19 protein-coding genes and 1 pseudogene are annotated in these 22,643 nt (G+C 71.7%); 11 read left to right on the forward strand and 9 right to left on the reverse strand.

All coding sequences use genetic code 11. From position 1 onward, the window contains the following. A pseudogene (locus ACZ7L7_RS35450) lies at nt 1-117 on the forward strand (ABC transporter permease); the annotation flags it as partial. A gap of 133 nt (nt 118-250) precedes the next feature. Further along, nucleotides 251-691 carry an SPW repeat protein gene (locus ACZ7L7_RS35455; RefSeq protein WP_285515319.1) on the forward strand — a complete coding sequence of 147 codons (441 nt, stop codon included), beginning with the start codon at nt 251-253 and terminating at the stop codon, nt 689-691. 91 nt (nt 692-782) lie between these two features. On the opposite strand, the gene ACZ7L7_RS35460 is transcribed toward ACZ7L7_RS35455, so the two are convergent. Next, entirely contained in the window at nt 783-1,499 is a 717-nt protein-coding gene (locus ACZ7L7_RS35460; protein WP_285515320.1) for a phosphotransferase, read from the reverse strand. An 88-nt stretch (nt 1,500-1,587) separates the two neighbouring features. Between ACZ7L7_RS35460 and ACZ7L7_RS35465 the strand changes: the two genes are divergently transcribed. The 3 genes from ACZ7L7_RS35465 (at nt 1,588) to ACZ7L7_RS35475 (ending at nt 7,226) form a co-directional block, all read left to right on the forward strand. Beyond that, nucleotides 1,588-2,070: a nucleoside deaminase gene (locus tag ACZ7L7_RS35465; protein ID WP_472077916.1), complete on the forward strand. Its 483-nt coding sequence runs from the start codon at nt 1,588-1,590 to the stop codon at nt 2,068-2,070. 78 nt (nt 2,071-2,148) lie between these two features. Beyond that, the gene (locus ACZ7L7_RS35470) at nt 2,149-6,501 is read left to right on the forward strand and encodes an aminotransferase class I/II-fold pyridoxal phosphate-dependent enzyme (RefSeq protein WP_285515322.1); all 4,353 of its coding nucleotides are present in this window, start codon (nt 2,149-2,151) and stop codon (nt 6,499-6,501) included. Continuing rightward, nucleotides 6,498-7,226, forward strand: a complete 729-nt coding sequence (locus tag ACZ7L7_RS35475) for a class I SAM-dependent methyltransferase (protein WP_285515323.1) — start codon at nt 6,498-6,500, stop codon at nt 7,224-7,226. Before ACZ7L7_RS35470 ends, ACZ7L7_RS35475 begins: the two co-directional genes overlap by 4 nt. Nucleotides 7,227-7,315: 89 nt before the next feature. Here ACZ7L7_RS35475 and ACZ7L7_RS35480 read toward each other — a convergent pair whose 3' ends face one another. Continuing rightward, complete coding sequence (locus tag ACZ7L7_RS35480) at nt 7,316-7,981, reverse strand: chaplin (protein ID WP_472077917.1); 666 nt, start codon at nt 7,979-7,981, stop codon at nt 7,316-7,318. 268 nt (nt 7,982-8,249) lie between these two features. Here ACZ7L7_RS35480 and ACZ7L7_RS35485 point away from each other — a divergent pair, with 268 nt between their 5' ends. Beyond that, on the forward strand, nt 8,250-9,824 hold the full coding sequence (locus tag ACZ7L7_RS35485) for an alpha/beta hydrolase (RefSeq protein ID WP_472077918.1): 1,575 nt from the start codon (nt 8,250-8,252) through the stop codon (nt 9,822-9,824). 6 nt (nt 9,825-9,830) lie between these two features. Here ACZ7L7_RS35485 and ACZ7L7_RS35490 read toward each other — a convergent pair whose 3' ends face one another. After that, nucleotides 9,831-10,256 (reverse strand): MarR family winged helix-turn-helix transcriptional regulator, encoded by a 426-nt coding sequence (locus tag ACZ7L7_RS35490; RefSeq protein ID WP_472077919.1) that lies wholly within the window; start codon nt 10,254-10,256, stop codon nt 9,831-9,833. Between the two features lie 65 nt (nt 10,257-10,321). Here ACZ7L7_RS35490 and ACZ7L7_RS35495 point away from each other — a divergent pair, with 65 nt between their 5' ends. After that, nucleotides 10,322-10,744, forward strand: a complete 423-nt coding sequence (locus ACZ7L7_RS35495; RefSeq protein ID WP_285515327.1) for a PaaI family thioesterase — start codon at nt 10,322-10,324, stop codon at nt 10,742-10,744. Between the two features lie 10 nt (nt 10,745-10,754). On the opposite strand, the gene ACZ7L7_RS35500 is transcribed toward ACZ7L7_RS35495, so the two are convergent. Both ACZ7L7_RS35500 and ACZ7L7_RS35505 read right to left on the reverse strand, forming a co-directional pair. Next, nucleotides 10,755-12,011, reverse strand: coding sequence for an arginine deiminase (locus ACZ7L7_RS35500; protein ID WP_285515328.1), 1,257 nt, complete (start codon nt 12,009-12,011; stop codon nt 10,755-10,757). A gap of 19 nt (nt 12,012-12,030) precedes the next feature. Then, nucleotides 12,031-13,458: a basic amino acid/polyamine antiporter gene (locus ACZ7L7_RS35505; RefSeq protein WP_285515329.1), complete on the reverse strand. Its 1,428-nt coding sequence runs from the start codon at nt 13,456-13,458 to the stop codon at nt 12,031-12,033. A 151-nt stretch (nt 13,459-13,609) separates the two neighbouring features. On the opposite strand from ACZ7L7_RS35505, the gene ACZ7L7_RS35510 reads away from it, so the two are divergent. Beyond that, nucleotides 13,610-14,704 carry a baeRF3 domain-containing protein gene (locus ACZ7L7_RS35510; protein WP_285515330.1) on the forward strand — a complete coding sequence of 365 codons (1,095 nt, stop codon included), beginning with the start codon at nt 13,610-13,612 and terminating at the stop codon, nt 14,702-14,704. 22 nt (nt 14,705-14,726) lie between these two features. Here the strand turns inward: ACZ7L7_RS35510 and ACZ7L7_RS35515 are convergent, their stop codons facing one another. After that, nucleotides 14,727-15,140, reverse strand: a complete 414-nt coding sequence (locus ACZ7L7_RS35515; protein WP_285515331.1) for an SsgA family sporulation/cell division regulator — start codon at nt 15,138-15,140, stop codon at nt 14,727-14,729. 456 nt (nt 15,141-15,596) lie between these two features. Here ACZ7L7_RS35515 and ACZ7L7_RS35520 point away from each other — a divergent pair, with 456 nt between their 5' ends. Then, entirely contained in the window at nt 15,597-17,024 is a 1,428-nt protein-coding gene (locus ACZ7L7_RS35520; RefSeq protein WP_285515332.1) for a PP2C family protein-serine/threonine phosphatase, read from the forward strand. Between the two features lie 57 nt (nt 17,025-17,081). Here ACZ7L7_RS35520 and ACZ7L7_RS35525 read toward each other — a convergent pair whose 3' ends face one another. Then, nucleotides 17,082-18,572, reverse strand: a complete 1,491-nt coding sequence (locus ACZ7L7_RS35525; protein ID WP_285515333.1) for a DNA-binding protein NsdB — start codon at nt 18,570-18,572, stop codon at nt 17,082-17,084. A 58-nt stretch (nt 18,573-18,630) separates the two neighbouring features. After that, nucleotides 18,631-18,828: a hypothetical protein gene (locus tag ACZ7L7_RS35530; RefSeq protein ID WP_285515334.1), complete on the reverse strand. Its 198-nt coding sequence runs from the start codon at nt 18,826-18,828 to the stop codon at nt 18,631-18,633. Here ACZ7L7_RS35530 and ACZ7L7_RS35535 point away from each other — a divergent pair. Together ACZ7L7_RS35535 and ACZ7L7_RS35540 are read left to right on the forward strand one after the other, a co-directional pair. Then, a complete protein-coding gene (locus tag ACZ7L7_RS35535) occupies nt 18,827-19,966 on the forward strand; it encodes an aminoglycoside phosphotransferase family protein (RefSeq protein ID WP_285515335.1) in 1,140 nt (379 codons plus the stop codon). The genes ACZ7L7_RS35530 and ACZ7L7_RS35535 overlap by 2 nt on opposite strands. A gap of 172 nt (nt 19,967-20,138) precedes the next feature. Then, on the forward strand, nt 20,139-22,127 hold the full coding sequence (locus tag ACZ7L7_RS35540; RefSeq protein WP_472077920.1) for an N-acetylmuramoyl-L-alanine amidase: 1,989 nt from the start codon (nt 20,139-20,141) through the stop codon (nt 22,125-22,127). A 7-nt stretch (nt 22,128-22,134) separates the two neighbouring features. Here the strand turns inward: ACZ7L7_RS35540 and ACZ7L7_RS35545 are convergent, their stop codons facing one another. After that, a complete protein-coding gene (locus ACZ7L7_RS35545; RefSeq protein ID WP_285429525.1) occupies nt 22,135-22,632 on the reverse strand; it encodes a hypothetical protein in 498 nt (165 codons plus the stop codon). Nucleotides 22,633-22,643: the final 11 nt, after the last annotated feature.

The following is a 22,643-nucleotide window of genomic DNA, read 5'->3' on the forward strand; positions in this document are numbered from 1 at the left end:
CAGGTCTTCCTCGCCATCCTCCTCATCCTCCTCGTCGGCATCGCCATCGACCTGCTCATCTTCAGCCCCCTCGAACGCCGCGTCCTGCGCAGCCGAGGCCTGCTGGTCAAAAGCTGAGACGGCATGGGTCTGATTCGCGCTGTGACCTCTACACATAAGGACCAAATAAGCGCAGAATGCTGGTAAGCGGCGCTTACCCGCACAACCGCACCAGACGCGGTCAGGCCCTGCTAGTCAAAGGAGACGAGTCATGGCCAACGTCTCGCCCACCAGAGGTGACATATCGAGTCACCCGGATGCCATGGAAATGCGGGAACGGTACGCCCGCATGCTCGGCGGTCGTGATGTGGCGCTCGTGGACGGACCGGTGTTCCTGCTCGGTCTGTACTGCGCCGTGTCCCCGTGGATCGTCCACTACACGACCAGCCAGCCGGACCTCGTCCCGCACAACCTGGTCATCGGCATCGCGATCGCCCTGCTCGCCCTGGGGTTCACCCGGGCTCCGGAGCGCATGTACGGCCTGAGCTGGGCCATGTGCGCGCTGGGCGTCTGGATGATCGTGTCGCCGTGGATCGTCGGCGACAGCCCCGACGCGGGCGTGGTGTGGAACAACATCATCATCGGTGCGCTGGCGCTGGTCCTCGGGCTGATGTGCGCCGGTACGGCGGCGAAGAGCGCCCCGAGGCCGTAGGAGCCGCGAAGTGATCGGAAACGAGAGGTAGAAGGAGGAGACGCCGGCCGGCCCAGGCACCCGGGACCGGCCGGCTCCATGCTGTCCGGGGTCACCCGAGCCGACCGCGGTGCCGGGCGACCCACTCGTACGCGGCCCGCACCTCCTCCACGACGCCGCGGTCCCGCAGCGCGACCATGGCCGCCTCGCCCCGCTCGGCCCCGGCCGCGATCCCCCGCCAGCAGCGGTCCTGCCACCACAGGACGGTGTCGACCAGTCCGTCGAGGTCCGCCGCGCCGTACGCGTCGCGGACCAGCGCGATCCGCCGGGCCGCCCCGGGCACGTCGGTGACGCCCGGGCCGAGGTCCAGGTACTGCCAGCACACGTGGGCGACGTCGTGCACCCGCTCGCCCGGCGCGGCGAGGTCCCAGTCGACGAAGGCCCTCGGCCACCCGTGGTCGTCGTACACGGTGTTCTTGGGCGCGAGGTCGTTGTGGCAGACCACGTCCGCGTCGCCCGCGAGCGGAGTGCCGTGGGTCAGGTCGTGGAACTCGCGCACCATGCGGGCGGTCCGGGTCAGGGCCTCGTCCGTGCGGACGGAGGCCCGCTCGCCGGCGCTCAGCGCCGCGCGCCCCTCGATGTGGCCGAGCGTCTCCCGCCCCTGGTCGTCGGTGCCGAGGAAGCGCGGGGCGCCGGGCCAGCGGTGCCGCTCGAAGTGGGCCAGCAGGCTGTGCACGTACGGCGCTCGCGGCGAGGGGGTGCGTCGTACGGTCGCGCCCACGCGGACGACCTGGTTGACGGCTCCGCCGTCCAGAAAGTGCTCCGCCATCCGCCCGAGTATTCCAGCCGCGCGGCGCGGGGCGCCGAGCGTAGGGTGCGGAGGAAGATCACCCGAGTCGGAAAGGGGCGTACCCGCCATGGCCGTCCAGGAGTCCGAGCTGCCCTATCTGCGTCGCTGTGTGGAGCTGGCCACGGAGGCGCTGGAGGCCGGGGACGAGCAGTTCGGGTCGGTGCTCGTGTCCGAGGGCGCCGTCCTCGCCCAGGACCACAACCGGGTCGCCTCCGGCGACCGCACCCGGCACCCGGAGTTCGAGCTGGCGCGCTGGTCGGCGGCGCATCTCACGCCCGGGCAGCGGGCCGCGGCAACCGTCTACACCTCCGGCGAGCACTGCCCGATGTGCGCGGCCGCCCATGCCTGGGTGGGTCTCGGCCGCATCGTGTACGTGGCCTCCTCCGCCCAGTTGTCCGCGTGGCTGACCGAGCTGGGCGCGCCCGCCGCGCCGGTGCGGCCACTGCCGGTCAACGACATCGCACCCGGCGTGGTCGTCGAGGGCCCGGTACCCGAACTGACCGACGAGGTACGCGCGCTGCACGTCCGCTTCCACCAGCGGCAGGGCTGAGCGCGTCGCCCCTCCCGCCGAGATGCAGGGGCCGGTCGGCGCTGCCTAGGATCGGAAAAGGCCCCGGCCGGGGAGGCGATGCTCTTGCAACCCGCTCAGCGCCTCGCGGTTGCCCTGGTGACATCGGTCGCGGTCGCCACGGTCGTCTACATGGTGGTACCGGCGATCCACACCCCGATGTGGGCGCTGATCGGCTTGATGGGGATCGGCGCCGTCCTCGTCGGGGTCCGGCTCAACCGCCCCGCCCATCGCTGGCCGTGGTGGGTGCTCGCGGCCGGACTGCTCGCCTTCATCACCGGGGACACGTACTACAACGCGATGGAGGAGTACTTCGGCGCCTCCAACCCGTTCCCCTCCCCCGCCGACGCCTTCTATCTCGTCTGTTACGTCCTCTTCGCGATCGGCCTGTCCGGGCTGGTGCGCTACCGCTGGGCCGGCCACGACCTGCCGAGCCTGCTGGACGCGCTGATCTTCACCGCCGCGCTCGGGCTGCCGGTCTGGGTCTATCTGGTGGAGCCGCTGACCGAGATCGAGGGGCTGACCTGGGAGCAGCGGGCGATCAGCATCGCCTATCCGCTCGGCGACGTCCTGGTGCTGGCCCTCCTGGTCCGCCTGCTCGCGCCCAACCCGCTGGAGGGACCCAACCGCTCGGTGCAGTTGCTGGTCGTCGGCACCCTGACGCTGCTCTGTTTCGACATCGCCTACGGCATCCTGCAGCTCAACGACCTGTGGCAGACCCGCACGATCCTCGATACCGGGTGGGTCGTCTTCTACACGGCCTGGGGTCTGGCCGCGCTGAATCCGGCCATGGTCGAACTGACCGCCTCCGTGCCCACGCGCGCCTCCCTGCTGCCGCCCACGCGCCGCCTGCTGATGCTCGCCCTGGCGACCCTGATCGCCCCGGCGGTGCTCCTGCACGCGGCGGCGCGCGGCACCATGCACGACGCCGCCGCCATCGCCGCCTTCTCGGCGGCGCTGTTCCTGCTGGTCATCCTGCGGCTGTCGGTGATGGTGGTGGCCCACCGCAAGGCGGTGGCCAGGGAGCTGGCGCTGCGCGGGGCGGCTGCCTCCCTGGTCTCGGCGTTCCGCAGCTCGGACGTGACCCGCTCCTGTGCGGACGGCGTGGAGACCCTGCTGGGGCCGACCGTCCGGCACCGGACGCTGGTGCTGTCGGCAGAGGAGGTCACCGACCCGGCCCTGCGCAAGTCCCATGTGGTCGAACCGGCCGCTCTGGGACCCGAAATGGCCGCCCGGTTCGCCGGTATGCCGTCCGTGCTGGTGTGTCCCATGACGCAGCCCGACCGTCCGCCCGGCGGAGTGGCGGGCGCGCTGCTGGTGGCCGGCCCCGCCCGGCCGCTCGCCGAGACCCGCGGCTCCCTGGACATCCTCGCCTCGCACGCGGGGCTGGCCATGGAGCGGGTGATGCTGCGTAGGGAGGTGGTGCGCCGGGAGAGCGAGGCGTACTTCCGCACGCTGGTGCGCAACACCTCCGACGTCATCCTGATCGTGGAGCGGGACAACACCATCCGGTACGCGAGTCCTTCGGCGCGTGCCGTGTTCGGCACCGCGGACCTGGCCGGGAAGTCCCTCCCGTCGCTGGTGGACCCCCGGGACACGGAGCGGGCCACCCGGGCGCTGGCGTCGGTGCGCGAGGACGAGTCGCGCGCCGGGCACGACCACTGGTGGGTGCGGCGCAGCGACGGCCATGTCGAGGTGGAGGTGCGGTGCACCAACTTCCTCTCCGAGCCCACCGTCGGCGGGCTGGTCGTCACCCTGCGGGACGTCACCGAGCAGCGCCGGCTCCAGCACGAGCTCACCCAGCGCGCCTTCCATGACTCCCTGACCGGCCTGCCGAACCGCACCCTGCTGCTGGAGCGGATCGAGCGCGCCCTGCTGCGCGGCCAGCGCGAGTCGGCGCTGACCTGTCTGCTCTTCATCGACCTGGACGACTTCAAGCAGGTCAACGACACCCTCGGGCACTCCGCGGGCGACCGGCTGCTGGAGGCCGTGGGCTCGCGTCTGTCGCGTACGCTGCGCCGCAGCGACACCGCGGCCCGGCTCGGCGGCGACGAGTTCGCCGTACTGATGGAGGACGCCCGGGAGCCGCTGGACGCGGAACTCCTCGCGGCGCAGGTGATCCAGGCGCTGTCCCGGCCGTTCCTGCTGAGCGAGGGGACGGTGACGGTGTCGGCGAGTGTCGGGGTGGCCACCGCGCGGGACAGCACCGACGCGGAGGAGCTGCTGCGCCATGCCGACCTCGCGCTGTACGCGGCGAAGGCGGCGGGGAAGCGGCAGTGGCGGCGCTTCAGGCAGTTGCTGCACACGCGCATGGTCGAGCGGCACGATCTGCAGAGCAGGCTCGCCCGCGCCGTGGCCGAGGAGGAGTTCACCCTGCGCTACCAGCCGGTGGTGGACATCAGCGTCGGCCAGGTCGTCGGCTTCGAGGCGCTGGTGCGCTGGCCGGGTGCGCCTCGTCCGCCGATCCTGCCGGAGCAGTTCATCGGCCTGGCCGAGGAGACCGGGCACATCGGTGCGCTCGGGGCGTGGGTGCTGAAGAAAGCGGTGCAGGACTTCGCGGGGCTGCAGCCGCTCGCCCACAAGCGGGACGGGGCGCCGTTCATCAGCGTCAACGTCTCCGCGCGGCAGTTCCGGGACAGTACCTTCCTGGACCAGGTCGGCCGGGCGCTGCGCACCCCGGGGCTGGCGCCGGGCTCGCTCCAGCTGGAGCTGACCGAGACGGTGCTGCTGCGCCGGGACGCCCAGATCCAGTCGGTGCTGCACGCGCTCAAGGACCTGGACGTGCGGATCGCGGTGGACGACTTCGGTACCGGGTTCTCCTCGCTGCGCTACCTGCGGGACTTCCCCATCGACGTGCTGAAGATCGACAAGTCGTTCATCGACGACATCACCCGTGACCCCCAGCAGGTCGCGCTGGTCGAGGGCATTGTGCGGCTCGCGGAGACGCTGGGCCTGCAGGTGATCGCCGAGGGGATCGAGGACCCGGCACAGCGGGATCTGCTGGCGGGCATGGGGTGCCGGCTGGGCCAGGGGTACCTGTTCGCCCGGCCGATGACGGTCGACCAGACCGAGCGGGTGCTGCGGCGGCGCAACAGCGGCAGCCGCAGGCCGCCGCAGCGTCCCCGGCCGCTGGTCACCCGCGGCACCCCCACCGACCGGCTCGGCCGGGCGGCGGAGCTGGACCGGCTGCGCCGTACCAACCCCATGAGCGACGCGGTGCTGGACGAGGTGCGCGGCCGGCACATCCGGTCCGGCGACCACTGGCTGATCGACTTCGCCTCCTGCAACTACCTCGGCTTCGACTGGGATCCGGAGATCATGGCCGGGATCGATCCCGCCGTACAGCGCTGGGGCACCCATCCGAGCTGGTCCCGGCTGCTGGGCAGTCCGCGGCTGTACCCCGAGATCGAGGAGCGGCTCGCGGACCTGCTGGGCGCGCCGGACACGCTGCTGCTGCCGACGCTCACCCTCATCCACGCCTCGGTCATCCCCGTCCTCGCCGACCAGGGCCATGTCTTCGTCGAGGCCACCGCCCACCGCACGGTGTACGACGGCTGTCTGGTGGCCCGCAGCCAGGGCGCGACCCTGCGCCGCTTCCACGCCGAGCGGCCCGACGAACTGGACGGGCTGCTGGCCTCGGCGCCCGTCGGTGTGCCCCGGCTGGTGTGCCTGGACGGCGTGAACAGCATGAGCGGGAACATTCCCGACCTGCCCGCGCTGGCCGCGGTGTGCCGTGAGCGGGGTGCCCTGCTGTACGTCGACGACGCGCACGGCTTCGGTGTGATCGGGGAACGCTCCCCGAACGAGCTGTGCCGGTACGGCTCGCGCGGCAACAGCCTGGTGCGGCACACGGGCGAGTCGTACGACGGGATCGTGATGGCGGCCGGGTTCTCCAAGGCGTACTCCTCCCTGCTGGCCTTCCTGGCGCTGCCGACCGATCTGAAGAACCGGCTGAAGACCGCGGCGGCGCCCTATCTGTACTCCGGGCCCTCGCCCACGGCGTCGCTGGCCACGGCGATGTCCGGGCTCGACGTCAACGACCGGCGCGGTGACGAGGTGCGCGCCGACCTGTACCGCAAGACGACGAAGGTGCTGCGGCATCTGGCCGAGCTGGACGTGTACACGTTGAACCGGGACGAGCTGCCGATCATCGAGATCCCGCTGGCCGATCCGGACGATCTGGACGCGGTCGCGCGTTTGCTGTGGGACGAGGGCATCTATGTCACGCTCGCCGCGTACCCGCTGGTGCCGCGCGACCGGGTGGGGTTCCGGGTGCAGCTGACGGCGCTCAACTCGGACGAGGACATCGACCGGCTGAACGACACGCTGACCCGGCTGGCGGCCCGGTTCCCGCTGCGGCGCGGCGGACGGCAGGGCGCCGTGGCCGGGTCGGGAGGGGTGAGCCGCTCGTGACGACGCACAACGACGACGTCGACTGGGACCGCTGGCCGATCGCGGACTACCTCGCCGAGAACTACCGGGAGGTGCACCCCTCGGACGCGGCGGTGATCGCGCACCACTCGGCGTACTACCGGGGGCTGGCCCCCGGTTCGGTGGCCCGCTCGGTGGAGTTCGGGGCGGGCCCGAACCTGTATCCGCTGATGCTGGCCGCTGCGGTGAGCGAGCGGATCGAGGCGGTGGAGGCGGGCGCCGGGAACGTGGCCTATCTGGAGCGGCAGATCCTGTGCGGGCCCGAGGCGAGCTGGCTGCCCTTTCACGAACTGTGCCGGCGGCTCAACCCCGCGGTCCCGCCGACCCCGGCGCAGGCGCTGGCCCGGGTGTACGTGGTGCACGCCGACGTGCGGGATCTGCCGCCGGGCTCCTACCAGCTGGCCTCGATGCACTTCGTGGCGGAGGGCGCCACGGAGGACTTCGCGGAGTTCACCGCGTTCTGCCGGGCCTTTGTGCGGTGTGTGGAGCCGGGCGGTCATCTGGTGGCGGCGTTCATGGAGAACATGCCGACCTACCGGATCGGACCGGCCTCGCGCTGGCCGGGCTGTCCGATCGACCCGGACCGGGTCAAGGAGGTGTTCACCCCGCTCACCCGGGAGCTGTCGGTCAGCCATATCGACGAGGATCCGACGCTCCCGGACTACGGCGACTCCGGGATGGTGCTGCTGACCGGCCGGGCGCGCTGAGTCCGGCGAAGCCGGGTCCGGCAAGAAACCGAGTCCGGCGAAGGCGGAGGCCCCACCGGTGGTGCGCCCGGTGGGGCCTTCCGTCTGGGTCAGCGCATGGCGCCGGGGCGGGAGCGCCGGTAGAGCAGGGCGCCGCCGAGGACGAGGGCCGCGCTCGCGGCGACCGCGGGGACGGTGTGGTCCGCACCGGTGTGGGCGAGCACGGGCCCGCGGCCGTGCGGCTCGTGCGCCGGGGGCTTGTGCGGGGTGTTCTCCTTGGGCGGTTCCGGGGTCGGCTTCTCGGGGCGCTCGGGGGTCTGCGGGCGCTCCGGGACGACCGGGCGGCCCTCCGGGGAGTTGACCGACTGGTTGCCGAAGACGGGGTTGCCGACGCCGACCACGTTGACGCTGTTGCCGCTGACGTTGACCGGCAGGTCGACGGGCAGCTTCAGGCCGTTGCCGGAGACCAGGCCGGGCGAGCCCTTCGCGTCGCCCTCGGCACTCGCCCCGCTGGGGCGGCCCTTGTTCTCACCCGCGCCCTTGCTCGCGCAGGTGTTGCCCATGGCCGGGTTGAGCAGCCCGACCACGTTGACGGTGTTCCCGCACGCGTTGACCGGCACATGGACCGGGAGCTGAATGGTGTTGCCGGAGATCCCCCCGGGCGAGCCCACCGCGGTGCCGTTCGCGCCGGAGTCCGCGTACGCGGGCATGGCCACGGCCATCGCTCCCGAGGCCGCGGCGACGGCGATCACACCGTTTCGGGTAACCCTTCTCATAGGTTCCCTGCCTTCCACACATGGATATACGGGCACTCGCCCGCACCGGATAAAACGCGGGCGAACCATGCGAGTTATGGCCGGTCGAACTTTCACCCCATCGGGCGGCACAGCTATCGAACACGGGGCAAAACCGGCCGTATGGGAATACAGGGGTGCGTATGCGCATGCGGGCAGCGCGCCCCGGAGGCGGGCCGTCCGGGGGCCGCCTATCGTGATCGGGGGGCGCCGGAACCCGGTTCGCCGACGGGCGCCCGTGGAGGCTTTCATGCCGGTGAAGCTGTCGAAGCGGCCCGCACTGCGGGGCTGCGCGGTCCTCGCGGCGGCGGTGGTGACGCTGCTGGGCCTCGGTCTGCCGACGGCCCAGGAGGACGACCCGGGTCTGGAGCGGTTCTACCGGCAGAAGGTGAAGTGGGGGAAGTGCGAGACCATCGACGCGCCCAAGGACCTCCAGTGCGGCAAGGTGACGGTCCCGCTCGACTACGCCGACCCGAAGGCCGGGACGCTCGACCTGGCGCTCGCCCGCTACCGGGCCACCGGTGACTCCCGCGGCTCGGTGCTGCTCAACTTCGGCGGGCCGGGCGGCGCGGGCGTGGACCAGCTCGCCTACGGCGGCAAGGAGTTCATGGCCCTGACCGACGGCTACGACGTGGTGTCCTTCGACCCGCGCGGGGTCGGCCGCTCCTCCCCGGTCAGCTGCGGCGACGGCGTGGAGGACATCCCCGACGCCGCGGACGACAGCAGTGAACTCGGCGCCGATCCGCGGGCGGTGCTGGAGGAGATCCGCCGGACCGCCAAGGCGTGCGCGAAGCACTCCGGGCCGGTGCTGCCGTACATCGGCACGGTGTACGCCTCCCGGGACATGGACGTGATGCGCGCGGCCCTCGGCGACGACGAGCTCAACTACCTCGGCTTCTCCTACGGCACCCGGCTCGGCGCGGTCTACGCCAAGCAGTTCCCGGACCGGGTGGGCCGGATGGTGCTGGACGGCGTGGACACCCTGACCGAGCCGCTCACCGAGCAGGGCGTGGCGGGCGCGAAGGGGCAGCAGGCGGCGCTGGACGAGTTCATCGACTGGTGCACCGAGGACATCGCCTGCCCCTTCGGCCAGGACGCGCGCACCGCCCGCGAGGAGGTCGTACGGCTGGTGGAGTCGCTGGACGAGGATCCCGTGCCGACGGACTTCGGGGGCGTGTTCACCGGGCAGGACCTGGTGAGCGCGATCGGGCAGGCGCTGTACAGCGAGGAGATGTGGCCGACGCTGGAACGCGCCCTGGCCTCCCTGGTCGAGGACGGCGACACCCGCGCCGTGCAGAGCCTGGCCACCGGAGGTCTCGCCGTGCCCGCCCGCGACGGCCACGGCGATCTGGCCGACCCGGAGGACATCCCGCTGGACAACCTCCCGGCGGCGCTGATGGCGATCAACTGCGCGGACGACCCCGACCGCCCGACCGCCGAGAGCATCACCCGCAACCTCGACCGGTGGCGGGCCGAGTACGAGCGGGCCTCCCCGGTCTTCGGCCCGTACCGGCTCACGGAGGTGCTGATGTGCTACGGCCGTCCCAAGGGCACCGATTTCATCCGCGAGCAGGTCAAGGACCTGGACACGCCGAAGATGCTCCTGGTCGGCACCCGGGGCGACCCGGCGACGCCGTACCGCTGGACGGTCCAGACGGCCGAGCGGCTGGGCTCCGCCGCGGTGGTCCTGGACAACCGCGACGGCGGCCACACCGGGTACGCCTCCTCGACCTGTGTGCAGCGCAAGGTGGACGACTTCCTGCTGTACGGGTCTCTGCCCCCGAACGGCAGTTCCTGCGGCCAGGACGAGGACGAGGCGCGCTGAACCGGCTCAGTCCTCGCCGTGCACGAGGCGGTGCAGGGCGGCGGCGGTCCGCTCGACGCCGTCGTCGCCGAGCAGGGCGCGCAATTCCGTGTTGAAGCGGTCGATCTCGGGGCGGGCCGCGTCCAGGGCGGCGGACCCGGCCTCGGTCAGTTCCAGGACGACGGCGCGGTGTTCGGTGGGGTGCGCGGTCTTGGTGAGCAGTCCGGCGACGGTCAGCCGGGTCACCAGGCCGGTGACGGCGGACTCCCGCAGGCCGAGGGTGCGGGCGAGCTGCTGCTGGGTGAGGCCGGGGCGGTCCTCTACGGCGAACAGCGCGCCGAGTTGGGCGGTGGTGATGCCGGCGGCGGCCAGACAGCGCCGGTCGGCGGCGGTGCGCAGATGGTGCGCCGCGCGCTGGAGCAGGAAGTACAGGCGCCGGTCGGGCTCGGACATGGGCCGATCTTGACAGAGGCGCCGGGGCCGCGCCACCCTCAGTTCACTAGTGAAGTGAGGTCGACGTGAACGAGACGGCGGAACTGGACCTGGCCCGGCGGGTCCTCGCGGCGCAGCCCTTCAGCGTGCTGCTCGGCACCCGGCTGACCGCCTTCGGCGGCGGCGAGGCGGTACTGGAACTCGACATCCGCGAGGAGCTGCTCCAGCAGAACGGCCATGTGCACGGCGGAGTGCTCGGCTACGCCGCCGACAACGCCCTGACCTTCGCCGCGGGTACCGTGGCCGGCCCGCGGCTGCTGACCGCCGGTTTCACCATCGACTATCTGCGCCCCGCCAAGGGGGATGTGCTGCGCGCCCACGCGCAGGTCGTCCGCGCGGGCCGCACCCGGGTGGTCGTGCGCTGCGACCTGGTGACCGTGACCGGCGACGGCGAGCCGTCGCTGTGCGCGGTGGCGCAGGGGACGATCTCCGTACCGGCGGCGGCCTGACCGCGGCCGCTCAGAAGTCCACCGGGTCCCGGACGATCGGGCAGGTCATGCAGTGGCCGCCGCCCCGGCCACGGCCCAGCTCGGCGCCGACGATGGTGATCACTTCGACGCCCGCCTTGCGCAGCAGGGTGTTGGTCTGGGTGTTGCGGTCGTAGGTGAACACCACACCGGGTTCCAGAGCGACGGCGTTGTTGCCGCTGTCCCACTGCTGGCGCTCGGAGGCGTAGATGTCGCCGCCGGTCTCCACGACCCGCAGCTTCGGCAGACCGAGCGCCCTCGCGACGACATCGGTGAAGGACGCCGGGGCCTCGTCGACGATCTCCAGGCCCGGGGGCTTGTCGCTGGGCCGCAGGGAGAAGGTGTGGACGCCGTCCATGATGGCCGGGTACAGGGTGACCAGGTCGCGGTCGGCGAAGGTGAACACCGTGTCCAGGTGCATGGCCGAGCGCAGCCGGGGCATCCCGGCGACGACGACGTGCTGGGCGGCGCCGCCCTCGAACAGCGCCTTGGCGACCTGGGTGATGGCCTGGCGCGAGGTGCGCTCGCTCATGCCCATCAGGACGACGCCGTTGCCCACCGGCATGATGTCGCCGCCCTCGAACGTGGCCTGCCCCCAGTCCCGTTCGGGGTCGCCCCACCACACGGTGGAGCCCGCGTAGTCGGGATGGAAGCGGTACACCGCCTTCATCAGCAGCGTTTCGTCGTGCCGGGCGGGCCAGTACAGCGGGTTGAGAGTGAGGCCGTTGTAGAGCCAGCACGTGGTGTCGCGGGTGTAGAGGGTGTTGGGCAGCGGCGGCATCAGGTACTCGCGCACGCCGGTCGACTCACGGGCCAGCGCCAGATAGCCGGAGCGGTAGTCCTCGGGCAGGTCGCCGACGGCCAGACCGCCGATCAAGTACTTGGCCAGTTGGGCCGGTTCGAGGGTCTCCAGGTAGGCGCGGGTGCCGTCGACGAGGCCGAGGCCGACCTCGTTGGGCACGATCTTGCGGTCCAGCAGCCAGTCCCGGGCGCCCGGGACCTCCATCGTGCGGGCCAGCAGATCGTGCAGCTCGACCACGTCGACACCGCGCTCGCGCAGCTTGTTGACGAAGTCCAGATGGTCGCGCTGGGCGTTCTCGACCCACATCACGTCGTCGAAGAGCAGGTCGTCGGAGTTGGTCGGGGTGAGCCTGCGGTGCGCCAGTCCGGGTGCGCAGACCAGCACCTTGCGCAGCCGTCCGACCTCGGAGTGGACGCCGTACTCGGGAGGGTTCTGCTGACTGGTCACGGTGCACCTTCCGGGGGGTTCAGAGGCTGATCCAGCCGACCGCCAGCGCCACCACGCCGATCACCGCTCCGGCCACCGAGACGGCCAGGACGACCAGTTCTCGGGGTGCGAACAGGCGTCGGCCCTGTTCCCGGCGGGCCATCACGAACAGCACCGTGGCGGGCGCGTAGACGATCAGGGAGACAAGGAGGTACTTCAGCCCGGCCGCGTAGATGAGGAACGCGGTGTAGACCGTCGCGAGCGCGGCGATCACCAGTTCGGCGGTGCGCTGCCGGTCCCCCGCGGCGGCGATCTTCAGCGCGAAGGCCGCGGCCAGCAGGAACGGGATCAGGGTCAGGGCGCTGGTCAGGTTGAGGGCGAAGTCGAAGGCGTCGTCGGAGAAGAGCGTGACGACCAGGACGATCTGACTGAGCGCCGTGCTCATCACCAGCGCGGGCATGGGCACGTCGGCGGGTGTGGAGCGCTTGAGGAAGCGCGGCATGTCGTCGTCCTTGGCGGCCACGAACAGCACCTCGGCCGCCATCAGCGTCCAGGCGAGGTAGGCGCCGAGGACGGAGACGATCAGGCCGACGCTGACGAAGACCTGCCCCCAGTCGCCGACCGCGTGTTCCAGCACCCCGGCCATGGACGGCTGGCGCAGCTCGGCGATCTCGTCCATCGGCATCAGGCCGTACGACACGATGGTGACCGAGGCGAAGATCGCGAAGACGCTGAGGAAGCCCAGCACGGTCGCCCTGCCGACATCCTCGCGGCGCCGGGCGTGCCGGGAGTAGACGCTGGCGCCCTCGACGCCCAGGAAGACGAAGACCGTGGCCAGCATGGTGCCCTTGACCTGCTGGAAGAGGGAACCGGCGTAGTCGGCGCCGGCGAAGTTGTCGGCGAAGACACCGGGCTCGAAGTAGAAGAGCGCGATGATGACGAAGACGATGATCGGCACCACTTTGGCGACGGTGACGATCCGGTTGATCGCCGCCGCCTCCTTCACCCCTCGGCTGATCAGCCAGAAGAACAGCCACAGCCCCACCGAGGAGAGCACCACCGCGAGCACGGTGTCGCCGTCGCCGAGCGCGGGCGCGATCGCGCCGATCGTCGACATGATCAGCACCCAGTACGTCACATTGCCGACGCAGGCGCTGGCCCAGTAGCCGAAGGCGGAGAAGAAGCCCAGGTACTCGCCGAAGCCGGCCTTGGCGTAGGCGTAGACACCGGCGTCGAGTTCGGGGCGGCGCACCGCGAGCGTCTGGAAGACGAAGGCGAGCATCAGCATGCCGGTACCGGCCACCGCCCAGGCGATCAGGGCACCGGCGACTCCGGTCTCCTGCGCGAACCGGCGCGGCAGGGAGAACACTCCGGCGCCGACCATCGAGCCGACGACCATCATGGCGAGCGTCGGCAGGCTGAGCTTGGCGGCGCGGGACTCCTGGGTCGTGATCTCGGCCTCGGCCATGCGCGTCCTCGGCGGTTCGGGCACCGCCGCAGGTAGGCGATGCGGAGACGGCATCCGGCGATTGCGAGTGACATTAACAGCGAAATGTCGCACTTGCCCGCCCGATTCATCCCCCGATGCCCCATCGGCGAATCAGTCCTATCGTGCTGTCATGGAGCATGCACTGAGTCCCGCCACACTCGCCGAGCTGCGCCGCCCGCGCCCCTATCCCGCGGTGTCCGTCCTGACTCCGACCCACCGCAGGGAGCCCGAGAACGCCCAGGACCCCGTCCGGCTGCGCAATGTCGTGGCCGACGCCAAGAAGCAACTGGAGGCGGATCCCGCGGTCAGCCGGGACCGGCGGATCGATGTCGTGAAGCAGTTGGAGGAGGCGCTCACCGAGGTCGACCTCACGCACGCCGAGGACGGTCTCGTCATCTTCGCCGCCCCGGGCGAGCACCAGGTGTGGTCCCTGGCCCGCCCGGTGCCCGAACGGGTGGTGCTCTCCGACACCTTCCTCACCCGCAACCTGGTCTCGGCCCAGGCCGCCGAGCGCCCCTTCTGGGCGCTGTCGGTCTCCGCCGACCGCGTGACGCTGTGGAACGGCGGCGGCGACCGGGTCGTGCAGGAGCACGCCGGCGGCTTCCCGTTCACCCGCAGCATGGACAACTTCGACGCCGAGCGTCAGGAGCGGATCGGCGACCTGCCGAGCACCTTCCGGGACGAGAGCACCCGGCACTTCCTGCGGGACGCCGACACCGCGATCGGCAAGGTCCTGCGCGCGGATCCGCGCCCGCTCTACGTCACCGGCGAGACCGCCGCCCTGTCCCTGCTGGACGAGGTGGGCAGCGTCTGCCGCGACGCCGTGCACATCCGGCACGGCGGCCTCGCGGACGCCACGCCGGAGACCGTCTGGCAGGCGGTGCACCCGGTGATCGCGGCGGACAGCCGCCGGGTCGCCGACCAGGTGGCCCGGGAACTGGAGGCCGCCCGGGGCCGCAAGGCGTACGCGGCCGGTCTGGACGAGGTCTGGCGAAGCGCCCGCGAGGGCCGGGTCGGGCTGCTGGCGGTCGAGGAGAACTTCCGGGCGACCGTCCGAGACGGCGGCGACCACCTGGTCCCGGCCGAGAGCGGCGATCTCGACGCCCGCGAGGACATCGTGGACGAGATCGTCGAGCAGTGCCTGGAGACCGGCGCCGAGGTCCGCTTCGTACCGGACGGGACGCTCGGCGACGCCACCGGCGTCGCGGGCGTGCTGCGCTACTGAGGCCCGCTCCCCGCTCGCACCCTCAGACGCTGCCGAAGAGCGCGCTCAGGCCCTCGTCCACCACCGAGCCGAGGTCCTCCTGACCGACCGCCACGACGGCATGGGTGCGCATCAGGAAGCGGCGCAGGACGGCGCTGTCGAACCGCAGCAGGGCGAGCCCGTACGGCGAGTGGAACTCCAGCACCGTACGGGCCCCGCCGCACGGCCAGATGTGCACATCGCCCTCCCCGGCCGGGCCGCGCAGGCCCTCCGCCAGCAGCGAGCGGGCGAAGGTCCAGGTGACGCTCTCGCCGTCGAGCGCGATCTCGGGCGGGAAGTCGATGTGCACGGCGAGCGGATCGGCCGAGCTGTAACGCAGCGTGGCGGTGGCGGGCAGCTCCTGCTCGTCGGCGGTGATCAGATGGGCGCGGGCGGGCTGTTCCAGAGTGATGTCCATATCGATCTCCCCCGTGGTCGACGAGGCCGGCCCGGTACAGGGCCGGCATGTCTTTAGGACCTCGCACACGCGACTCGCATTACGCCGGAGCCCGATTCTCCGGCGTGAGCTGCGTCACACAAAGAGGACGCATTCGCGCCCTACCCGAGCGAACCATCGCGAAGCCCCCGTGAAGAGCGGGAACGCAGGTCGAACACACGGCCGTCGAACACCGCCACCACCCCCCGAACGCCGCCTCGGCACACCATCAACTCACGTACGATTTCTACGACTTCACCGCGCCCTCGGTCTACGTCATTCACCCGATGCGACCTCTCCGCGGGGACTGTGGCATATGCCAGAAGCACCACCGGATCGTGTGTTGCCAAATCCCTTACAGCGCGTCGCGGGCTGTGCAACAGTCGTAACGGTCCCTCCGTCATCCAGGTCGTACCGTCCCCTTCACCGGAGTCCGTCATGCCGTCCCATCTCTCCGCGGGCCGCCCGGCCGCCCAGCCGCCCGGACGCGGCTCGGTCGACGCGCTGATATCGCAGGCTCGCAGGCTCAAGGGCGAGGTGGACGCCGTGCGACGGGACACGCCCAGTGACGGCGCCGACCCGCAGGAGCGCTGGCAGCGCGCCCTGTGCGATCTGGCCCTGACCCAACTCGACGACCTCGACGCCCACTTGGCCCAGCTGCGGGAGGGCCCCCCACCGGTACGGGAGGCCCCGGCGCCGCCCGCCGCCGAGCCCGCGCCCGCCGCCCCGCGCGGCGGCTCCCTGCTCAGCCGGGTCGGCAGCGCGGAGTGGAACCTCCTCACCGACGAGGCCAGTTGGTCCGGCGAGTTGTACCAGATCCTGGGCCGGGACCCCGCCACCGCCCCCCTCACCCTCGACGAACTGCCGTCCCTCGTGCTCGACGAGGACCGCCCGAGGCTGACCTCGATGGTCACCGACTGCCTCGTCGACGCCAAGCCGATCGACGGGGAGTTCCGGATCGTGCGCCCGGGCGGCGAGGTGCGGACCGTGCACATGATGGGCGAACCGGTGCTCGGCGGCGACGGCAGCACCGCCTCGATGTGGGCCGTGCTGCGGGACGTCAGCGAACTGCGCCGCAGCCAGCGCGCGGTGAGCGAGACCCGTGACTCGCTCCAGCGCCAGCGGCAGCGGGAGCAGACCGAGCACCGGCTGGCGGTCGAGCTGCAGGAGGCCGTGCTGCCGTCGTGGCGCGGCCCCCTGCGGCTGACGCACCAGGGCCCGCAGACCCTGGACCTGGCCGCCCACCACCTCCCCGCGGCGACCGGCTCCCCGATCGGCGGCGACTGGTACGACGCCCTCGAACTGCCCGGCGGCGACACCCTGCTGAGCGTCGGCGACCTCACCGGACACGGCGTCTCGGTGGCCTCCGCCATGGCGACCCTGCTGGGCGCGGTACGCGGCATGGCGATGGCCGGCACCGAGCCGGGCCAACTGATGTCCTGGCTCAACCAGTTACTCGACACCACCGTCCGGCCGGCCCTCGGCAGCGCCGTCTGCTGCCGCTACCGGCCCGAGACCCGCACCCTCGTCTGGGCACAGGCGGGACACCCCGCCCCGCTGCTGTTCCGCGGCGGGACGGGGCGCCGTCTGCGGTCACCGAACGGCGTGCTGCTGGGCGCGACCCGCGGTGCCGCCTACGACCAGGCCGAAGTGACCCTGGAGAGCGGAGACCTGCTCCTGCTGCACACCGACGGACTGTCGGCCGGACACGACAGTGCCGACCCGGTGGACCGCCTCCTCGGCCTGGCACCGCGCTTCGACGCGGCGGCCACCGCACAGGACTGCGTACGGACGGTCGTGGAGGAGTTGGACGCGACGGAGCGTGCGACCGACGCCTGTGTGCTGATCGCCAGGGTGACGGCCTGATCCCGGTGCGGGACTGGGCGCACGGGCCCCCTATACCCGTGCGGCGTTCCCGCTCTCTCAGGCCTGTGCGGTCTCCCCGCCCTTCGCCGGCCTCGGAAGAGCCAGCTTGATCTCCTCCCGCAGGTCCTGGATCTTCGGATAGCTGGCGTACTCGGCGGTCAGCCGGTACATCTGGCGGAGCCGGTCCCAGGTGCGGTGGGAGGAGTTGGATCCCATCGACACCAGCGCCAGTCGCGCGTAGCGGTCGGCCTGTTCGGGGTCGTCGGCGATGAAGCAGGCGGAGGCCATGGACAGGAAGTCGAAGATCTTCGACCGCTGCCGCCCGTCGACACGCAGTGCCAGGGCCTTCTCCGCGTAGTGCTGGGCGTGCGCGGCCGCTTGGGGCTCGAACTCCGCCAGCGTGCGGTAGGCCAGGGCCTGCATGCCGTACAGGTCCTCCTCCTTGAAGGTCTGCATCCAGCTCGGGGGCGGTACATCGCCCTTGTCGGAGACGAACAGGTCCTCGGCCTGCCCGAGGGTGCGGCGCATCGCCTGGCCCTTGCCCATGGACGCCTGTGCCCAGGCCTCGATGGTGTAGAGCATCGCCTTGGTCCGGGGCAGCACTTCGGCTCCGGAGCCGGACTGGGCGAGCTTCATCAGGTCCAGCGCGTCGTCGGGCCGGCCCAGGTGCACCATCTGGCGAGCCGCCCGGGAGAGCGCCTCCCCGGCGCGGGGCCGGTCGCCGCCCTCACGGGCCGCGTGGGCGGCGATGACGAAGTACTTCTGTGCCGTGGGCTCCAGGCCGACGTCGTGCGACATCCAGCCCGCGAGGACGGCGAGATTGGCGGCGACGCCCCACAGGCGCCGCTGGAGATGTTCGGGATGCCGGTAGGCGAGCATGCCGCCCACCTCGTTGAGCTGTCCCACGACCGCCTTGCGCTGCAGCCCGCCACCGCGGGCCGCGTCCCAGGCGCGGAACACCTCCACCGAGCGTTCCAGTTCCTCGATCTCCTGCGACCCGATGGGGGCGGCCTCGTAGCGGTCGAACCCAGCGGGGTCGGCGTGCAGGGGATCGTCGAGTCGGGGTGCGTCGGCCTTCAGAGTCGGGTCGGTTTGCAGCCAGTCGTGCATGGCGCTGCTGAGTGCGGATCCCGCGGCGAGCGCGGCGCCCGCGCCCACCAAGCCGCGTCGGTTGAGCATGAGGTCCATTCCCGTGAATTCGGTGAGGACCGCGGCGGTCCGTTCGGGCGCCCACGGCACGCCGTCGGGATGCTCCAGACTCCCGCCGCCCTGCCGTTTCCCCACACGCCCGTGCCGGACCAGACCGAGATCCTCAATGGTCACGACACGGCCGAGTCGCTCGGTGAACAGAGCCGCCAGCACCCGCGGCACCGGATCGCGCGGGATCTCTCCCATGTCGATCCAACGCCGCACCCGCGAGGTGTCGGTCGACAGCTGGGCGTGGCCCATGGCCGCCGCCTGCCGGTTGACCAGCCTCGCGAGCTCGCCCTTGGACCAGCCGGCCAGGCCGAACAGGTCCGCGAGGCGGGTGTTGGGTTGTCCGTTCACGTCAAGCCCCCAGGTTCTCGGCTGAGTTGACAGTAGCCCGGTGAGAGTTGCCGGGCGACTATTCGCCAGGGTTCGCCAGGGTGCGCCAGATGGTGTGCCACTGGCCATCGGGTGTCAGGTAGGAAAGCGCCATCCCGGCCCGGTCGCCGCTCTCCAAAAGGGCGCATTCCCCAGGGTGCACCCGTGCGGCCGGGCCGGGCAGGCGTTTGCGCTTCAGCAGGCACAGCAGGCACACGAAGGGATCTGTTTCGCCCATGTACGCAGCATCGTCCTCCGTGTCCGCCCCGCCCCGGACGCTGCACCCCCGCCCGGCGGGCAGCGGCCCCTACCTCGACCCCGCGCGGTCGGCGGCCCCCGTCCTCGGAGCGGGCCGGCCACGGCGCGCGCCGGGGATCGGCACCCAACCGCTCAGCGGGAGACTCGACTTGTCCGGCCCTCAGGGGGCCCAGCTGCGTACGGCCATCGCGTCCGTGCACCGGATCTGCCCGGAGTTCACTCCGGTCCAGGTGCTGCGGCGCAGCGGACGGTCCGTGCTCCTCGTGGGGACGACGGGACGCAGCACGGCCGTCGCCAAGTGCTTACTGGACCACTCCCCCGTCTGGGCGGAGCGGATCCGGCACGAAATAGCTGCTTACCGCTCGTTCGTCCGGCACCGCCCGCCCGTGCGGGTGCCCCGGTTGATCGCGGCGGATCCGGACAACTGCACGCTGGTGATCGAGCGGATGCCGGGGCGCGTGGCGGCTCTTCAACGGCACCCGTCCGAGGCGCCGCCGCGGGCGGACATCAGAGCGGCGCTGGCGGCGGTCTGCCGGCTCAACGCCTGGCGGCCGCCGGCGGGCACCTTCGACGCCCCGCTGGACTATCCGGCGCGCATCGCCCGTTACCACGAGCTGGGGCTGCTCACCGACCGCGACATGGGCGACCTGCAGAAGCTGCTGCACGGCATCGCCCACGCGGCGGGCCGGCAGGGCATGGGCCAGTTCTGCCACGGCGAGGCACTGCTCTCGAACATCCTTGTGTCACCGGCCGGTCCAGTGCTGGTGGACTGGGAGCACGCGGGCTGGTACCTGCCGGGCTACGACCTGGCCACCCTGTGGTCGATCCTCGGGGACGCGCCGGTCGCGCGGCGGCAGATCAGCCAGATCGCCCAGGCGGCGGGCCCGGCGTCCCGGGACGCCTTCCTGGTGAACCTGATGCTCGTCCTCACCCGTGAGATCCGCACCTACGAGACGGCCGTGCAGCGTTCGATGCACGACACTGCCCCGGCGGCACCGGGTCCGGCCCACCCGGGTGCTGCGCCGTCCGGCGAGGAACAGCGCCTGCTGCTCAGGCGGCTGCACGACGACTGCCAGCTGGCCCGCCGGGCCGTGCGCGCCGCGGTCGGTACTCGCTGACGGGGACGGAGGTCCGCGGCGCGCCCTCGACAGCGGCGCACCGCGGACCTCCGTATGCGCGGCTCCTCCCCTGCCCCTGGGCATGATTGACGGATCGTCGGCAGGCCGGTACCACGGACGCATTGCCCGGCCCCGAACGGCTCATCGCACCCGACCGTCCCAGGAGGCTGTTTTGCGACGATCCGTCACTGCCCTGGAGGGCGCCGCGAAGAGAGCCGCCGGTCCGGTGGCCTCCGCCGCGCTTCTCCTCCCCCTGCTCGGCGCGGCCCCTTCCGAAGCACAGTCGTCCGCAGCACAGTCGTCCGCTCAGCCGTCCGCCGTGTCGCCCGCACGGGTGCTCCAGGCGGCGTTCTCCTCGGCCGCCACCGAGTACGGCGTCCCGCGCAGCGTGCTGCTGGGCGTCTCCTACCTCCAGTCCCGCTGGGACACGCACGCCGGGGCGCCGAGTGTGACCGGCGGCTACGGACCGATGCACCTCACCGACGCCCGCACCGCGCTCGCCACGGCCATCCACCACAGCGAGGGCCGGGAGGACGCGCGCGGCGACCAGGCCCGCAGGCCGCTCGTGCCCGAGGAACGGATCCCGTCGGTCCGCGAGCTGCCCGCCCGGCTGAAGACCCTGCCGAGGGCCGCGGAGCTCACCGGGCTGAGCCCGGAGCGGCTGCGCAGCGACCCCGCCGCCAATGTGGCGGGCGGCGCCGCCCTGCTCGCCGCGGCCCAGAAGGAGCTGGGGGCGCCGCTCAGCGCGGATCCGGCGGACTGGTACGGGGCGGTAGCCCTGTTCTCCGGCGCCGACGACCGCGCCACGGCGGCGACGTACGCGAACGAGGTCTACGACGTGATCCGCGCCGGCGGTGACCGGATCACGGACTCCGGGCAGCGGATGGTCCTGGCGGCGCAGCCGAACGTACGGCCCGACACCGGGACCCTGGACCGGGCCGGGCTGCGCGCCCCGGCCGCGGGTGACACGGAGTGCCCCGCGTCGGTGTCCTGCGAGTGGATCCCGGCGCCCTACGAGGAGTTCGGGGACGGCGACTACGGCAACCACGATCTCGGCGACCGGCCCGAGTCGCAGAGCATCGAGTACATCGTCGTGCACGACACGGAGGGCGCCTGGGAGGGTGTGCTGGAGATGGTCCAGGACCCGACCTACGTGTCCTGGAACTACTCGCTGCGCTCCACCGACGGCCACATCGCCCAGCACCTGAAGGCCAAGGATGTCGGCTGGCACGCGGGGAACTGGTACGTCAACGCCAAGTCGATCGGTCTGGAGCACGAGGGGTTCCTGGCGAACCCGGACGCCTGGTACACGGAGGCGATGTACCGGTCCTCGGCGCGGCTGGTGAAGTACCTGGCACGCACATACGGCATTCCGCTGGACCGCCAGCACATCCTCGGCCATGACACGGTGCCGGGGCCGACCACGGCGACGGTCAAGGGCATGCACACCGACCCGGGTCCGTACTGGGACTGGAGCCACTACTTCCTGCTGCTCGGCAAGCCGTTCCACGCCACCGCCGGGAAGAAGGGCGGGATGGTGACCATCCGCCCCGACTACGACGAGCACAAGCCGGAGTACACCGGCTGCGCGGCGCCGGGCAGCCCGTGCCCGGCGCACGGGTCGAGCGCGGTACGGCTGTACTCCGGGCCGGGGACGTCGTACCCGCTGATCAAGGACATCGGGCTGGGGACGACGCCGAGCATCGGGGTGAACGATCTGTCCTCGCGGGTCTCCACCGGGCAGCAGTTCGCGGTCGCCGGGCGGGACGGGGACTGGACGGCGATCTGGTACCTGGGGCAGAAGGCGTGGTTCCACAACCCGGCGAAGAAGCCGACGGCCGTGAACGCCAAAGGGCTGGTGGTGACACCGAGGGACGGTCTGGAGAGCGTCCCGGTGTACGGGAGGGCCTACCCGGAGGCGTCCGCCTATCCGGAGGGGGTGCCCGCGCAGCCGGTGTCACCGCTGCCGTACCGGCTGCCCGCGGGGCAGAAGTACGTGGTCGGGGACAAGGTGCCCGGGCAGTACTACTACGCGGTGACCTTCGATACGGCCTCGCACCGGGTGGTGACGGGCGAGGACCAGTACTACGAGATCCAGTACGGCCACCGGGTGGCGTTCGTCCGGGCCGCGGACGTGCGGCTCGTGTCCGCGACCCGGTAGCCGGGACTCAGCCCTGCTGGAACAGCTCCGCCGGGAGCGGCTTCAGCAGGGCGTACAGGTCGTCGGTGATGGGGCGGTCCCAGGCGGCGATGGTCACCAGGACGTTGTCGCTGCGGTCGAACTGCACGCAGGAGATCCGGCTCTCGGAGAGCTTCAGGCGCCGGACGATCAGGAGGTTGTCGCCCTGCATCACGGGGACGTCCTCGGTGCCGACGACGGTGATCTCCTCGTCGTTCTCCAGCGCGAGCAGCAGCTGGGCCACCTCGAAGGGGATCTCGCCCTCGGCGACGTCCCTGGCCGGGGAGCCCTCGGGCAGATTGCCGATGATCATCGCGGGGCCGCGGCCGCCGAAGAGGTCGTAGCGCAGGAAGACCCCCTGGCAGCTGCCGTCGGGCGCGGGCAGCAGGCCGGCGCCCAGATTTCCGGGCCAGTCGCCCGGATCCATGGCCAGTACGTCGAAGTCGGGCCCGGCGGGGGTGGCGCTGCGGCGGCGGAGGAACGACATGTCGCCCATGC

The organism is Streptomyces sp. NPDC110618, assembly GCF_055657065.1.

What these genes read in the sequence shown, in the direction of transcription:
- ACZ7L7_RS35455 (WP_285515319.1), top strand. Translation starts at nt 251, where the DNA reads ATGGCCAACGTCTCGCCCACCAGAGGTGACATATCGAGTCACCCGGAT.
- ACZ7L7_RS35460 (WP_285515320.1), bottom strand. Translation starts at nt 1,499, where the DNA reads ATGGCGGAGCACTTTCTGGACGGCGGAGCCGTCAACCAGGTCGTCCGC.
- ACZ7L7_RS35465 (WP_472077916.1), top strand. Translation starts at nt 1,588, where the DNA reads ATGGCCGTCCAGGAGTCCGAGCTGCCCTATCTGCGTCGCTGTGTGGAG.
- ACZ7L7_RS35470 (WP_285515322.1), top strand. Translation starts at nt 2,149, where the DNA reads ATGCTCTTGCAACCCGCTCAGCGCCTCGCGGTTGCCCTGGTGACATCG.
- ACZ7L7_RS35480 (WP_472077917.1), bottom strand. Translation starts at nt 7,981, where the DNA reads ATGAGAAGGGTTACCCGAAACGGTGTGATCGCCGTCGCCGCGGCCTCG.
- ACZ7L7_RS35485 (WP_472077918.1), top strand. Translation starts at nt 8,250, where the DNA reads ATGCCGGTGAAGCTGTCGAAGCGGCCCGCACTGCGGGGCTGCGCGGTC.
- ACZ7L7_RS35490 (WP_472077919.1), bottom strand. Translation starts at nt 10,256, where the DNA reads ATGTCCGAGCCCGACCGGCGCCTGTACTTCCTGCTCCAGCGCGCGGCG.
- ACZ7L7_RS35505 (WP_285515329.1), bottom strand. Translation starts at nt 13,458, where the DNA reads ATGGCCGAGGCCGAGATCACGACCCAGGAGTCCCGCGCCGCCAAGCTC.
- ACZ7L7_RS35510 (WP_285515330.1), top strand. Translation starts at nt 13,610, where the DNA reads ATGGAGCATGCACTGAGTCCCGCCACACTCGCCGAGCTGCGCCGCCCG.
- ACZ7L7_RS35515 (WP_285515331.1), bottom strand. Translation starts at nt 15,140, where the DNA reads ATGGACATCACTCTGGAACAGCCCGCCCGCGCCCATCTGATCACCGCC.
- ACZ7L7_RS35520 (WP_285515332.1), top strand. Translation starts at nt 15,597, where the DNA reads ATGCCGTCCCATCTCTCCGCGGGCCGCCCGGCCGCCCAGCCGCCCGGA.
- ACZ7L7_RS35535 (WP_285515335.1), top strand. Translation starts at nt 18,827, where the DNA reads ATGTACGCAGCATCGTCCTCCGTGTCCGCCCCGCCCCGGACGCTGCAC.
- ACZ7L7_RS35530 (WP_285515334.1), bottom strand. Translation starts at nt 18,828, where the DNA reads ATGGGCGAAACAGATCCCTTCGTGTGCCTGCTGTGCCTGCTGAAGCGC.
- ACZ7L7_RS35545 (WP_285429525.1), bottom strand. Translation starts at nt 22,632, where the DNA reads ATGTCGTTCCTCCGCCGCCGCAGCGCCACCCCCGCCGGGCCCGACTTC.